10 protein-coding genes are annotated in these 14939 nt (G+C 63.6%); 8 read left to right on the top strand and 2 right to left on the bottom strand.

All coding sequences use genetic code 11. The features are described 5' to 3' along the window. The first annotated feature begins 1 nt into the window (after position 1). From AB0I57_RS11635 to AB0I57_RS11645, 3 genes are all read left to right on the top strand, one after another. Positions 2-1546, top strand: coding sequence for a TerD family protein (locus tag AB0I57_RS11635; RefSeq protein WP_358334546.1), 1545 nt, complete (start codon positions 2-4; stop codon positions 1544-1546). Positions 1547-1672: 126 nt separating this feature from the next. Further along, positions 1673-2167 (top strand): hypothetical protein, encoded by a 495-nt coding sequence (locus AB0I57_RS11640; protein WP_358334549.1) that lies wholly within the window; start codon positions 1673-1675, stop codon positions 2165-2167. A gap of 103 nt (positions 2168-2270) precedes the next feature. After that, a complete protein-coding gene (locus tag AB0I57_RS11645) occupies positions 2271-3020 on the top strand; it encodes a class I SAM-dependent methyltransferase (RefSeq protein ID WP_358334552.1) in 750 nt (249 codons plus the stop codon). Between the two features lie 146 nt (positions 3021-3166). Here AB0I57_RS11645 and AB0I57_RS11650 read toward each other — a convergent pair whose 3' ends face one another. After that, the gene (locus tag AB0I57_RS11650) at positions 3167-4513 is read right to left on the bottom strand and encodes an ammonium transporter (RefSeq protein WP_358334555.1); all 1347 of its coding nucleotides are present in this window, start codon (positions 4511-4513) and stop codon (positions 3167-3169) included. A 200-nt stretch (positions 4514-4713) separates the two neighbouring features. Between AB0I57_RS11650 and AB0I57_RS11655 the strand changes: the two genes are divergently transcribed. The 3 genes from AB0I57_RS11655 (at position 4714) to AB0I57_RS11665 (ending at position 10549) form a co-directional block, all read left to right on the top strand. Next, positions 4714-6867 carry a DNA polymerase III subunit gamma and tau gene (locus AB0I57_RS11655; protein WP_358334558.1) on the top strand — a complete coding sequence of 718 codons (2154 nt, stop codon included), beginning with the start codon at positions 4714-4716 and terminating at the stop codon, positions 6865-6867. Positions 6868-7002: 135 nt separating this feature from the next. Beyond that, positions 7003-8655, top strand: coding sequence for a GMC family oxidoreductase N-terminal domain-containing protein (locus AB0I57_RS11660; RefSeq protein WP_358334561.1), 1653 nt, complete (start codon positions 7003-7005; stop codon positions 8653-8655). A 241-nt stretch (positions 8656-8896) separates the two neighbouring features. Further along, positions 8897-10549, top strand: a complete 1653-nt coding sequence (locus tag AB0I57_RS11665) for a GMC family oxidoreductase N-terminal domain-containing protein (protein ID WP_358334563.1) — start codon at positions 8897-8899, stop codon at positions 10547-10549. Between the two features lie 82 nt (positions 10550-10631). On the opposite strand, the gene AB0I57_RS11670 is transcribed toward AB0I57_RS11665, so the two are convergent. Beyond that, positions 10632-11075 (bottom strand): hypothetical protein, encoded by a 444-nt coding sequence (locus AB0I57_RS11670; RefSeq protein WP_358334566.1) that lies wholly within the window; start codon positions 11073-11075, stop codon positions 10632-10634. A gap of 303 nt (positions 11076-11378) precedes the next feature. Between AB0I57_RS11670 and AB0I57_RS11675 the strand changes: the two genes are divergently transcribed. Continuing rightward, positions 11379-12593: an acetyl-CoA C-acetyltransferase gene (locus AB0I57_RS11675; protein ID WP_358334569.1), complete on the top strand. Its 1215-nt coding sequence runs from the start codon at positions 11379-11381 to the stop codon at positions 12591-12593. 44 nt (positions 12594-12637) lie between these two features. Beyond that, the gene (locus AB0I57_RS11680) at positions 12638-14779 is read left to right on the top strand and encodes a 3-hydroxyacyl-CoA dehydrogenase NAD-binding domain-containing protein (RefSeq protein WP_358334572.1); all 2142 of its coding nucleotides are present in this window, start codon (positions 12638-12640) and stop codon (positions 14777-14779) included. Positions 14780-14939 lie beyond the last annotated feature (160 nt).

Raw genomic sequence — 14939 nt, forward strand, 5'->3', positions numbered from 1 at the left:
GATGCCTGGACAGAACACCGTACTGTCGACCGCGGCACTGCGGTTCACCGCCGACAGCGCAACCGCACTCGACGTCTCGGCGCTGATCGCCGACTCCTCGCTCGAGGCACTGTCGTCTGAGCACTTCGTGTTCTACAACCAGCCGCACACACCCGGCGTCCGGCTGGAATCGGGTGGCGTCGAGATCGATCTCGACGCCGTCCACCCCGACGCCCATGCCGTTCTCTGCATCGCCAGCGTCGACCCAGACACCACTACCGGAGACGCTTTCAGCCAGGTCACTGCAACCCTTCACGACCACACCGGGCGATCGATAGCGGTCATCGACATCGACTGCGGGGCCGGCGAGTCGGCGGTGATCTGCTGGGAGCTGTACCGAAGGGCAGGACAGTGGAAGTTACGTGCTGTCGGGCAGGGCTACCGCGACGGCCTCGCAGGCCTGATCACTCAGCACGGTGTCGACGTCAATGCCGCCGACGGACCACCCACCTCTCCCGAGGTTGGCTCCGCCACCGAATACGCTCCGATCGAACCGCTCGACCCGGACCGGATCATTGAACGGTTCGGAATGATCCGGGAAGACGCGGCCCGTTCCGCCGCCGCCCTGATCACGGCACGTCAGTTCGCCCAGTCTCGCCTCGATGACGAGCTCACTGCGGCCGTCGCCGATCCCGCCACCCGCAACAGCCCGGCAGCAGCGCACGCGAGGACTCGAGCGCAGCAGCGACATGACGACGTCGTCGAGCAGGCGCGCATCCGATACGACCAGGACAGCGCCCACCTCGAGAAGGAACTCGACGCCATCTCGCCGATGTTGCCACGACCGTTCGCGGACTGGAACTCTCCGGCATGGACCAGCACCACCGGCGCAGGTGGGGGGACCGCGGACGGAATCCGTGTCGGCGAGGTGTCCGCGCCCCAGTGCGGTCCTCTGCAGATCCCGATGTTCTTGCGGTTCCCGCTGCGACAGCCCTTGCGAATCGTCGGCCCCGACGCACCCGCAACGGCAGCGGTGGTCTCCGCGGTCACGTTGAGGATGCTGGCCGCATGCGACGACAGCGCCCTCGACATCGTCGACCTCAGCGGCAGCCTTCAACCGCTGACGTCTGCGTTGGCCCACCTCCCGGGTAGCCTCACGATCGACGATGCCGGCGACATTACCTCCTACCTCGAATCCGTCTCCGCATCAGCAGAACTCGAGATGCTCGACCGAGCAGACCGAGAACCACGGCGCACCCCAACCCGACGGCTCATCGTGCTGAACCACTTCCCGTACGGCTACGAGCAGCGGCACTGGTCGTCTATCGCATTCCTCGCCCAGTACGGGCCGGCGACCGGTATCTCGCTGGTGATCGTCAGTGAAAGCTCGAGGCCCGTAGCGGAAATCGACTCCGATCTTGTCCGCTACAGCCAGGCCCTACCTGCTGCTGCCGAGTCCGAATGGCGCGATCCGTGGACTTCCAACCCCTGGACCTTCACCCCTGATCGGGTACCAGCCGACTCCGACCACCTCGCACAAGTACTCGCCCACTTCGCAGACCGGTAACCAGACGCTGACCATGTACGGCTTCGTAATTGGCGGGTGCATCGTCCCGATCTCCACTGGTGACCAGGTTCACGTATTGAGCGGAAACCCAGAGATTGTCGCAGGCAATGCTTAACCTTTCCGACCATGCGCTACTCGTTCATCGCGGTTGCCATCGCCGCAACCGCTGTTCTATCCGCCTGCTCGACCTCCCAGGAGACTTCCTACGAGGGCTCAGAGACCGCGACCACCACATCCACCTTCACTGAGCAAGCAGCTCCCGCTATTTCCCCGGCGGAAGAGCTGCGTGAACGTGTAGCAGAGGGTGACCTGCGCGAAGCGGCTCGCCAGCTCGACCTGAGCGTCGTTGCGATGGACCGGGACACCATGTGGGACTTCTACACACAGCGGTGTAAGGCCGAAGTAGGGGGACGGGAGGAGTGGGATCTCGTGGTCGATTTCGTATTCGCCGCCGTCGACGGGATCAACGAAGAGCCACAGCCAATTGACTGGATTGCCAGTGTGGACGGCACCTCCGGCCAGGTAATCACCGTGGACGCCAACTCGAACGGGCCTTATTATTCGCTCGAGCCTCGACCGTGGACCTTCATCGACGGCAAGTGGCAGTACGACAACTGCTAGCAGATCCAATTCAGCGGGCCGAGGCTATCGTTGTTGACGAGTATTGGCGGATCGCCCTTTGTTTCCTGATGGAGGTAGATGAGGGCAGGAACGCGAGGTCGCTGTGCCAACCGATTACAACGATGGCCGGTATGCCGAGCATTATCGGGACGCCAAGAGATCCCAAGCATGGCGCTCGCAGGTCGAGACGTATTCATTCCTGAAGTTGATTGGGGATGTCCGTGGAAAGAAGGTGCTGGACGTCGCGTGCGGTGAAGGTCATTTCACCCGCATCCTCTGTAGAGCCGGCGCCTCGAAGGTGGTCGGTATCGACATCGCCGACTCCATGATCGAGTTGGCACGCGAGCAGGAAGCGCGGGAGCCATTGGGCATCGAGTATCGGGTCGAGGATGCGCGATCGACCGCAGCTCACCAGCATTTCGATCTGGTCACCTCGGCCTGGTTGCTTTGCTATGCGCGCGACCGCGCCGATCTCGCACGCATGTGTCGCGGTGTGGCGAGCCGCCTCGAATCGGGCGGCCGCTTCGTCACAGTCACGATGAATCCCGCCCTGCGCTCCTTCCGGCCTCAGCCGGACTACCGGAAATACGGCATCGAGTTCAAGCTGGCAGACCACGTGATCGACGGGGGCCTGATCGAGGCCACTGTGCATCTGGATGGTTTGTCGTTCGCGGCTGAAAATTATTCGTTTTCGACCAGTGCCTACGAGTCAGAACTCGATGCGGCCGGATTTCGCGATTTGGCAGTGCACATGCCGGAGTCGGCACCCCATGTTGGTGCCGGCGAAGATGGCTATTGGGACGATTTCCTGAACTACCCGTTCTTCGTTCTCATGGATTGCGTCAAAGCGTAGCCGCGGCCTGCCGTCAGGTGCGGTCTTGCTCTGTGTCGCAGAAGGACCACGGACCTCGTGGATGCTTCCACGAGGTCCGCGAGTTCGACAAGGCCGTCAAGTCCGAGGCGCGAAAGGCTGCGGCGGCGGAGAAGAAGTAGGAGCAGCTACTCGACGTCGGATGCCTTCTGCTTCGGTTCCAGGTCGATGTGGCCCTGGCGCGGCCCCTCGTGCATCCACGGGAAGACGCTGTTGCCCTGCCCACCGGCCGACGGACCGTGGCCGAGTACTCCGTGCTCGTACGCTGATTCGGCGTGCAGCGCGAGGTCGATGCCCGAGGTCTCGTCTTCCCGGCTGACCCGGAATCCCACAATCCGGTCAATCAGTTTGCCGAGCATGTAGGTGACGCCGAATGCGTAGAGCCCGACGACGATTACGGCCAGAAGCTGCTTGCCGAGTTGCGCAAATCCGCCGCCGTACAAGAGGCCCGTCGGTCCGCCAGTCATGATTTCGGTCGCCAACAGCCCGATGAGGATCGTGCCGACGATGCCGCCCACCAGGTGGACGCCCACGACGTCGAGCGAGTCGTCGTAGCCGAAACGGAACTTCCAACCCACGGCGAACGAGCACACCACGCCGGCGATGGTGCCGATGGCGATGGCGCCGAGCGTGTTCACGGTTCCACAGGACGGGGTGATCGCCACCAGGCCGGCGACGACGCCGGACGCCGCACCGAAGGTAGTTGGGTGGCCGTCACGAATCTGTTCGACGACGAGCCAGCCGAGCATGCCGGTGCAGCCGGCGACCAGGGTGTTCAGGAAGACCGCCGCCGCGGTGCCGTCCGCAGCGAGGGCCGAGCCCGCATTGAAACCGAACCAGCCGAACCACAGCAGGCCGACGCCGAGGAGCACGAGCGGAAGATTGTGGGGACGCATAGCGTCGGACTTGAACCCGAGTCGAGGACCGACAACCAGCGCCAACGCCAAGCCGGATGCGCCGGAGACGATTTCGACGACGAGTCCGCCTGCATAGTCGAGGGCGCCCAACCGCGCGATCCATCCGTCCGCGTTCCACACCCAGTGCGCGACAGGTGCGTACACCGCAAGTGCCCAGATGGGCACGAAGATTATCCAGGCAGAGAACTTGGCCCGGTCGGCGATGGCGCCGCTGATCAGTGCGGCGGTGAGGATCGCGAACGTGAGTTGGAAGGTGGCGAAGAGAATCTCGGGAACCTGCCCCTCGACGGTCGTGGGGTCTATCCCGGCCATCCCCAGGTGTTCGAGGCCACCGATCAGGCCGCCACCGATGTCGTCGCCGAAGATCAGGGAATATCCGACCACCAGCCATGCGACTGTCACCAGCGCGATCGAGACGAAACTCATCATGATCATGTTCAGTACGCCGGTCGAACGGACCATTCCGCCGTAGAACAGGGCCAGGCCCGGCGTCATCAATAGGACCAGTGCAGTACTGATCAGCAGCCAGGCGGTTGCCCCCGGGTCGATTACAGGCACGACATTCTCCTCACCGCTCACGGACGAGACCCGTGAGCGGTGAGACACGATGGCCATGGGCCATTTCGGAATTGATTCCTATATGTTGCGAGCGTGTTACGCGGTGTCGGGTGTCTCCCCGAGGATCGGGCGGGGTGGGCGCGCGGCAAACGTTTCGCCCACTGGGCAAATCTGTCGGGGTTCGCCGGTAGGATTCGCGCGTGGCCCTGTATCGGAAGTATCGACCCGCAACCTTCGCCGAGGTGGTGGGGCAGGAGCATGTAACCGAACCGCTGAGTGCCGCACTAGACGCCGGACGGATCAACCACGCCTACCTGTTCTCGGGCCCGCGCGGATGCGGTAAGACGTCATCGGCCCGCATCCTGGCGCGGTCACTCAACTGTGTCGAGGGTCCTACTTCGACACCGTGTGGGCAGTGCCCGTCGTGTGTCGCGCTCGGTCCCGGTGGTGCGGGGAATCTCGATGTCACAGAACTCGACGCTGCCAGCCACGGTGGCGTCGAAGACACCCGTGAACTGCGCGACCGCGCTTTCTACGCGCCCGCCGACTCGCGGTACCGCGTGTTCATCGTGGATGAGGCGCATATGGTCAGCACACAGGGTTTCAACGCCCTACTGAAGATCGTCGAGGAACCGCCTGAGCACCTCATCTTCGTCTTCGCCACGACGGAACCGGACAAGGTGCTGCCTACCATCCGTTCGCGCACCCACCACTACCCATTCCGGCTGCTCACGCCATCGACCATGAGGGGTCTGCTCGAAAAGGTCTGTGATCAGGAGAGGGTGCCGGTTGCCGACGAGGTGTATCCGCTGGTCATCCGAGCGGGGGGTGGTTCGCCACGTGACTCGTTGAGCATCCTCGATCAACTCCTGGCGGGTGCCGGGGACGCGGGTATCACCTACCCCGGAGCGCTTTCATTGCTCGGTGTGACGGATGCGGCGCTCATCGACGACGCGGTCGATGCGCTCGCGGAGGGTAGCGGGGTTGCACTGTTCGGGACGGTCGACCGGATCATCGATGCGGGACACGATCCGCGCCGATTCGCGGTCGATCTGCTCGAGCGTCTGCGTGACCTGATCCTGATGCAAGCGGTTCCCGACGCCGCTGAGCGTGGCCTGGTCGACGCACCTGGTGACGCGCTGGAAAACATGCGCGCCCAGGTTCAGCGGATCGGTCCGGCCACTCTCACGCGGTACGCCGAGGTGGTTCATGCCGGGCTGGGGGAGATGCGTGGGGCCACGGCCCCGCGGCTACTGCTCGAGGTGATGTGCGCCCGGATGCTGCTGCCTTCGGCTTCCGATGCCGAATCGGCAGTGTTGCAGCGACTCGAACGTGTCGAACGAGGACTCCCGGCGACGGGAGCGGCATCTGCGGTGGGTGCGGGCGAGCGTCCGGCAGCGTTGCCGGATCACGCACCTGGGGAGGTCACCGAACGCGCGCCGAAGTTCGAGAGGCCCTCGAAGCGGCGGGCTGCCGCGGCAACAGTTCCTCCTCCGCCCGAGCCAGTGCCCGAACCCATGCCCCGCCCCGAGCCGGAACCGAAGCCTGTTCCGGTTCCCGAGCCGGAACCGACGCCGCAGCCCGGGCCGACTCCGGGGCCCGTTCCCGAGCCGGAACCGACACCGCACCCGGTCTCGGAACCCGAACCGAATGTCGATCAGATTGCACCGCCTGCTTTGCAGTCACCCCAGGAACCGGCACCGTCCGTAGGTGCCGAGCTGTCTGTGCTCCGGGAATCGTGGAATACGCTGCGTGAGAAGGTAGGCCAGCGAAACAAGATTCTTCCGGCGATGTTGTCGGCGGCGACGGTGCACGATGTCCAGGGGAGCCGTCTCGTCCTGGCACACCCGGTCCCCAACTTGGGTGCGCGCATAGCGTCGCCACACAATGCTCGGGTGATCGCCGAGGTGTTGTCCGAGATGTTCGGCGGCAATTGGGAAGTCGAGTATCAGGCCGACGCTTCGGCGGCTGCATCGCCGGCTGTCACGCGGGCTGCCGCTGCACCCACGAAGGCGGCCGCGGATACGCCGCGGTTCTCCCGGCGGAGTCGGGAGAACGCTGAGGGGAGCCCGCAGGAGCGCCCGAGTGCCGGTCCTGACGATTCGGTCCAGGGCCATCAATTGTCAGAACCTGACAATGATATTCCGCCGCCGGAGGCACCCGATTACCCCGACGATCCCGGGCCGGTGCTGGAAGAGGAGTCGGCGCCGCCGCCCGTGTCAACTTTCGAGGACGAGGAAGAAATGCTCGCCGAAGCTGCGGAACCCGGCGATCCGTCGGTCCGCCGCGACCCCGAAGACGTGGCATCCGAACTACTCAGGGACGTGCTCGGGGCTGAGAGGCTCGAAGGCTGACACCGGCTGTGTCGAGTCGGAGTACTTTGCCAAAGTCTTACTCCATGTCGTAGTTTCCTTTATCTGCGGTATAACCTCTGAACCCTGCGTAACAGCAAAATGCTGCTCGCCACACCGCATGACAGAGGGAGATCCATGTTCGACCGCGCGAACCGAGCTGCTCCGGCTCGGGGGAGTTCACACGTCTCACGCCGCCGATTCCTTGCAGGCGCTGGTCTTACGGCGGGAGCAGTCATGCTCTCGTCGACGACGACAGCGGCCTCGGCCTCCCCGCGCCGCGCTCTCGCGGATGGCGACCGGGTGCCTGCCCTCATCATCGGCAGCGGCTACGGCGGCGCCGTCACCGCACTGCGGCTGACGCAGGCAGGCATTCCCACGCAGATCGTCGAGATGGGGCGTAGCTGGGACACCCCCGGTCCTGACGGCAGGATCTTCAGCGGGATGGCCATCCCCGACAAGCGTTCGACGTGGTTGTCCGACATGTCGGATCCGCCGGTCAACAACATCATGGGCATCAACTTCAGGATGCCCATCGAGAGGTACACCGGTGTCCTCGACGGCGAGCGCTTCTCCGAAATCAAGGTCTACCAAGGTCGCGGTGTCGGTGGCGGCTCGCTCGTCAACGGGGGCATGGCCGTCACCCCGAAGCGCAACTTCTTCGAGGAGATTCTGCCGTCTGTCAACTCGGACGAGATGTACAACAAGTACTTCCCGCGCGCGAACGCCAGCCTGGGTGTCACCAACATCGACCCCGAGTGGTTCGAAACCACGCCGTGGTATCAGTACGCACGTTCCGGTCGCAGGAGTGCACACGACTCCGGATTCTCAACGGTCTACATACCCAACGTGTACGACTTCGAGTACATGAAGAGGGAGGCTGCGGGCGAGGTAGCGAGGTCCGCGCTCGGCGGTGAGGTCATTTACGGCAACAACGCCGGCAAGAAGTCGCTCGACAAGACGTATCTTGCGCAGGCTGCCGCCACCGGCAATCTGTCGATCACCACGCTGCACCGGGTCACCAAGGTCGAGCCCGCCCCGGGCGCCGGCTACAACGTGACGATGGAGCAGATCGACGAACGAGGCAACGTCATCGCCACCAAGGTCGTTGCCGCCGATCGGGTGTTCTTCGCGGCAGGCAGCGTCGGCACCAGCAAGCTGCTCGTGTCGATGAAGGCGCAGGGGCACCTGCCGAACCTGTCGTCGCAGGTCGGTGAGGGCTGGGGCAACAACGGCAACATCATGCTGGCCCGCGCAAACCACGTGTGGGATCCCCTCGGTTTCAATCAGTCCGGGATTCCGACGCTCGGCATCGACAACTGGGACGACCCGGCCGCGCCGGTCTTCGCCGAGATCGCCCCCCTGCCCTCGGGGATCGAGACCTTCATCGCCATGTACTTGGCGATCGCGAAGAACCCCGAACGTGGTCGTTTCCAGTTCAATCCGAGCACCGGCCAGGTCGATCTCTCCTGGACTCGCTCTCAGAACCAAATCGGTATCGACATGGCGAGGGCGGTCTTCGACAAGATCAACCGGAAGGAAGGCACCGGCTACCGGACGGATCTGTTCGGTGTGTTCAAGGAGTTCGGCGACGACTTCACGTACCACCCGCTGGGCGGCGTCCTGCTGAACTCGGCCACCGACAACTACGGACGTCTTCCCGAATACCCCGGTCTGTACGTCGTCGACGGTTCTCTCGTCCCCGGCAACGTCGGTGTCAACCCGTTCGTGACCATCACGGCGCTGGCAGAACGGAACGTGGAGAAGATCATCTCTACCGATCTCGCCTAGAACTGGTCGCGGCCCGTGTTCCGTCGATGAGCTCCCGCAGCATCGACGAAACACGGGCCGCTTCGGTTACGTTCGGCGACAGCCGAACACCGAGCTGTCATCAGGTCAGGCGTTTGACGAGATGTGATGTGATGCGCCAATTTCTCGGTATCGCCTCCTGATCGCTTCTGTCGACGGTATAACCCGGGGAGCTTTCGTAGCAGCAACAAGCTGCTTGCCCGACCACCGACAGAGGAGATCCATGTTCGACCGCGCGAACCGAGCTGCTCCGGCTCGGGGGTTTTCACACGTCTCACGCCGCCGATTCCTTGCAGGCGCTGGTCTTACGGCGGGAGCAGTCATGCTCTCGTCGACGACGACAGCGGCTTCGGCCTCCCCGCGCCGCGCTCTCGCGGATGGCGATCGGGTGCCTGCCCTCGTCATCGGCAGTGGCTACGGCGGCGCCGTCGCCGCACTGCGGCTGACGCAGGCAGGCATTCCCACGCAGATCGTCGAGATGGGGCGTAGTTGGGACACGCCCGGTCCTGACGGAACGATTTTCAGCGAGATGGTCAGTCCCGACAAGCGTTCGACGTGGTTGGCCGACTCGACGGATCCGCCGGTCAGCAACTTCATCGGCTTCAGCATCAAGAGGCCCGTCGACAGGTACGTCGGTGTCCTCGACGCCGAGTACTTCTCCGGGATCAAGGTCTATCAGGGGCGTGGCGTCGGCGGTGGCTCGCTCGTCAACGGTGGCATGGCCGTTACCCCGAAGCGCAACTTCTTCGAGGAGATCCTGCCGTCGGTCGACTCGAACGCGATGTACAACACATACTTCCCGCGCGCAAACGCCGCTCTCGGTGTCAACGACATCGACAAGGAGTGGTTCGAGTCGACGGAGTGGTACAAGTTCGCGCGGACCGGGCGGAAGACCGCTGAACGATCCGGATTCTCAACGGCTTTCGTACCCAACGTGTACGACTTCGAGTACATGAAGAGGGAGGCCGAGGGTGAGGTTACGAAGTCCGCGCTCGGCGGTGAGGTCATTTACGGCAACAACGCCGGCAAGAAGTCGCTCGACAAGACCTACCTCGCGCAGGCTGCGGCCACCGGCAAGCTGACGATCACCAGCCTTCATCGGGTCACCAAGGTCGAGCCTGCCTCGGGCTCCGGCTACAACGTGACGATGGAGCAGATCGACGAAGAAGGCAAGATCGTCGACACCAAGGTCGTTGCCGCCGATCGGGTGTTCTTCGCCGCAGGCAGTGTCGGCACCAGCAAGCTGCTCGTGTCGATGAAGGCACAGGGGCACCTGCCGAACCTGTCGTCGCAGGTCGGTGAGGGCTGGGGCAACAACGGCAACATCATGCTCGGCCGGGCGAACCACATGTGGCACTCCACCGGGTCCAAGCAGTCCACGATCCCGACTCTCGGCATCGACAACTGGGACGACCCGGCCGCGCCGATCTTCGCCGAGATCGCCCCGCTGCCCGCAGGACTCGAGACCTATGTGAGCCTGTACCTGGCGATCACGAAGAACCCCGAACGTGCTCGCTTCCAGTTCAATTCGAGCACCGGCAAGGTCGATCTGTCTTGGACCGTCTCTCAGAACCAGCCGGGCATCGACATGGCGAGGGCAGTCTTCGACAAGATCAACCGGAGGGAAGGCACGATATACCGGACGGATCTGTTCGGTGTGTACAAGAAATTCGGTGACGACTTCACGTACCACCCGCTGGGCGGCGTCCTGCTGAACTCGGCCACCGACAACTACGGACGTCTTCCCGAATACCCCGGCCTGTACGTCGTCGACGGTTCTCTCGTCCCCGGCAACGTCGGTGTCAACCCGTTCGTGACCATCACCGCGCTGGCCGAACGGAACATGGAGAAGATCATCTCTACCGATCTCGCTTAGAGCTGGTCGCGGCCCGTGTTCCGTCGATCAACTCCTGCAGCATCGACGGAACACGGACCTCATCAATGACGTTCAGCGACAGTCAGAACACGGGGGTGATCGTGGCCACGATGCGGTCGATCGCGCCGTTCTCCAGATCGAAAGTCTCGTCGATCTCGACGGTCATCAGTCGCAGGTCTCCGATTCCCGCGTCCAGAAGGTAGACGGTGTGGACGGTGTCGCCGGTTTCGGTCATGGTCAGGTCACGCACGCCTTGGATCACCCGGTACTGGATGCCGTGGTTCAGGTCGTCCGTCAATTGCTGGCCGTTGAACCCCGTCTGGAATCCGGCCTCGACGCGCGTGGCATCGGGTGTGAATCGAACGTCGCTCGCGTCGTGGCTTACGAGGGCGTCGATATAAGCGCGGACCACCGCTTCGTTGGGGCTGTCGGCCGGATTCGGTGCGGCCGAAGCTGCAGCAGGGAAAGCGACCGCTGCGGCTGTCACGGCAAGCAGGGACATGGTCGACATCTTGGCAATTCGCATGCCGCATCGTAGCTGAAACGTGTTCCCATCTCGGCGCGACGGGGTCCGAGCTGTGTCCCGCAATACATATCGCACTGTGCCGGTTCGATCTGCTCAGGGCGTCGAACCTCAGGACGTCGAACACTGCGCCGCAACAATGTGGTGGCGGCAGGCTGGGTGATCAGCTCGGTCACGATCGACGATCGCTTCGGTCCTTCCCCTCGCTCTGCAACGCGTTCTAAGGTTGAGAGCTGGGATATGCCCCGTGCAAAGTGCCCGTGTGCACGGTCGGCGTCGAAGCAGATAAGGAAGGAACACCCTACAGTGACCACAGAGGCATTCATTTATGAAGCCATCCGCACCCCGCGTGGCCGCGGAAAGAAGACCGGTTCGCTGCATTCGGTCAAGCCGATATCGCTGGTCACCGGCCTGATTGACGAGCTTCGTGCGCGGTTCCCCGATCTTGACGAAGACCGCATCTCTGATGTGGTCCTCGGCGTCGTCACCCCAGTCGGCGACCAAGGAATGGATATCGCACGCATTGTCGTCAACGACGCCGGCCTGCCCGACACCGTCGGCGGCGTCCAGCTGAACCGTTTTTGCGCGTCCGGCCTGGAGGCCATCAACACCGCCGCGCAGAAAGTGCGCTCCGGCTGGGACGAATTGGTCATCGCCGGTGGCGTCGAGTCGATGTCCCGGGTGCCGATGGGATCCGATGGTGGAGCGTGGGCACTCGACCCGGCCACCAACTACGACAACTACTTCGTTCCGCAGGGTGTGGGCGCCGATCTGATCGCCACGATCGAAGGCTTCTCCCGCGAGGACGTCGACGCGTACGCCGTCCGTTCGCAGGATCTGGCCGCGAAGGCATGGACGGGCGGGTACTTCGCCAAGTCCGTCGTGCCGGTCAAGGACATCAACGGCCTGACCATCTTGGACCAGGACGAGCACATGCGTCCCGGTACCACCCTCGAGAGCCTCGCGGGTCTCACCCCGTCCTTCGCCGGTGTCGGTGAGATGGGTGGCTTCGACGCAGTGTCACTACAGAAGTACCACTGGGTCGAAAAGATCAACCACGTCCATCACGGTGGCAACAGTTCCGGCATCGTCGACGGCGCCGCACTCGTGCTCGTCGGTTCGGAACAGGCCGGCAAGGACATGAACCTGGCCCCGCGTGCCCGTGTCGTCGCTACCGCTACCTCTGGCGCGGACTCCACGATCATGCTGACCGGGCCGACGCCCGCGTCGAAGAAGGTTCTCGCGACCGCCGGCCTGACCCTCGACGATATGGACCTGGTCGAGATCAACGAGGCGTTCGCGTCTGTGGTGCTCAAGTTCCAGAAGGATCTCGACATCCCCGACGAGAAGCTCAACGTCAACGGCGGAGCCATCGCGATGGGCCACCCGCTCGGTGCCACGGGCGCCATGATCACCGGCACGGTGCTTGACGAACTCGAGCGCCGGAATGGCCGGTACGCCCTCATCACCTTGTGCATCGGCGGCGGAATGGGTGTCGCCACCATCATCGAGCGCGTCTGACGCAGCGTCCGTCCACTACTAGGACTACCAGGAGACTTGAAGCAGTGAGCGAGCAGAACATCATCAACTGGGAGCAGGACGCCGACGGCATCGTCGTGCTCACCATCGACGATCCCAACCAGGGCGCGAACACAATGAACGACGCCTACATCTCCTCGATGAAGGCGACCATCGACCGCCTCGTCGAGGAGAAGGACTCCATCACAGGTGTCGTCGTCACCTCCGGCAAGAAGACGTTCTTCGCGGGTGGCGACCTCAAGAACATGATCAAGGCAGGCCCTGAGGACGCCGCCGAAGTCCAGAGTTTCGGCGTCGCGGTCAAGCAGGACCTGCGTCGCCTCGAGACTCTCGGCAAGCCGGTCGTCGCCGCCATCAACGGTGCCGCGCTCGGCGGTGGACTCGAGATCGCGCTTGCCACGCATCACCGCATTGCCGCGGACGTGAAGGGCGTCAAGATCGGGCTTCCCGAAGTCACCTTGGGCTTGCTGCCCGGCGGCGGCGGTGTGGTGCGCACCGTCCGGATGCTAGGTCTGCAGAATGCGCTGATGCAGGTGCTGCTGCAGGGTCAGCAACGTGGACCCGTGCAGGCCAAGGAGATCGGACTCATCGACGAGGTCGTGTCCTCGGTCGAAGAACTGGTACCTGCGGCGAAGGCGTGGATCAAGGCCAACCCCGAGGGCGGTGTCCAGCCGTGGGACGTCAAGGGCTACCGGATCCCCGGCGGCACCCCGTCCAGCCCGGGCCTCGCAGCCAACCTCCCGGCGTTCCCCGCGAACCTGCGCAAGCAGCTCAAGGGCGCACCCATGCCGGCTCCGCGCGCCATCATGGCAGCCGCCGTCGAGAGCACACAGGTCGACATCGACAACGCGTTCGTGATCGAGGCGCGATACTTCACATCTCTGGTCACCGGTCAGGTCGCGAAGAACATGATCCAGGCGTTCTTCTTCGATCTGCAGGCGATCAACTCCGGCGCCTCCCGTCCGGAAGGTATCGAAAAGACGCCGATCACCAAGATCGGCGTGCTCGGTGCCGGAATGATGGGTGCCGGAATCGCGTACGTGTCGGCCAAGGCCGGCTTCGAGGTCGTCCTCAAGGACGTCAGCATCGAGGCCGCGAACAAGGGCAAGGCCTACTCCGAGGGCATCGAGGCCAAGGCACTCTCCCGCGGCAAGACCACCGAAGAGAAGTCGAAGGCCCTGCTCGACAGGATCAAGCCGACCGCCGACGCTGACGACTTCGCCGGCGTCGACTTCGTCATCGAGGCGGTGTTCGAAAGCCAGGAACTCAAGCACAAGGTGTTCCAGGAGATCGAGGACATCGTCGAGCCGGAGGCTTTGCTCGGCTCGAACACGTCGACCCTGCCGATCACCGGCCTCGCAACGGGTGTGAAGCGGCAGGAGGACTTCATCGGAATCCACTTCTTCTCACCAGTCGACAAGATGCCTCTCGTGGAGATCATTCGCGGAGAGAAGACATCCGACAAGGCGCTGGCCCGGGTGTTCGACTATGTCCAGGCCATCCGGAAGACTCCGATCGTCGTCACCGACTCGCGTGGATTCTTCACCTCGCGCGTGATCGGCACGTTCATCAACGAAGCGATCCGCATGTTGGCGGAGGGCATCGAGCCTGCCACTATCGAGCAGGCAGGAATGCAGGCCGGCTACCCGGCGGCACCGCTGCAACTGTCGGATGAGCTGAACCTCACGCTGATGCAGAAGATCCGCAAGGAGACTGCGCAGGCTGCCGAGGCCGAGGGCAAGACGCTGCCTGCCGATCCCGCGGGCGACGTCATCAACACTCTCGTCGAGAAGTTCGACCGCACAGGAAAGCTCGGCGGTGCGGGGTTCTACGACTACGCCGACGGCAAGCGCACCGGCCTGTGGTCGGGGTTGCGGGAGACTTTCGGCTCCAAGGAACTCGAGGTTCCGTTCGAGGATCTCGTCGAGCGCATGCTGTTCATCGAGGCAATCGAGACGCAGAAGTGCTTCGACGAGGGCGTACTTCTCACCACGGCTGATGCCAACATCGGCTCGATCATGGGCATCGGCTTCCCTGCCTGGACGGGCGGTGTGGCGCAGTACATCCAGGGCTACGAAGGCGGCCAGGCCGGCTTCGTCAAGCGCGCTGAAGAACTCGCCGCCAAGTACGGTGAGCGCTTCACTCCGCCGGCTTCACTCATCAAGTAGTAGGCGGTTCTGCGGCCGGTGCACGGTCGGCGAGTACCAGTACTCGTCGACCGTGCACCGGCTCAGCTCTGTATTGGGACCAGTTTCCCCGAATTATCGGGCCATCAGGTCAAGTCCCGACCCTGGTGCGTTGCCGTGACCGGTCGGGGGTCCCGGCAAC

This window comes from Rhodococcus sp. NPDC049939 (assembly GCF_040656415.1).
In the GTDB taxonomy this organism is placed as follows: Bacteria; Actinomycetota; Actinomycetes; order Mycobacteriales; family Mycobacteriaceae; genus Rhodococcus_F.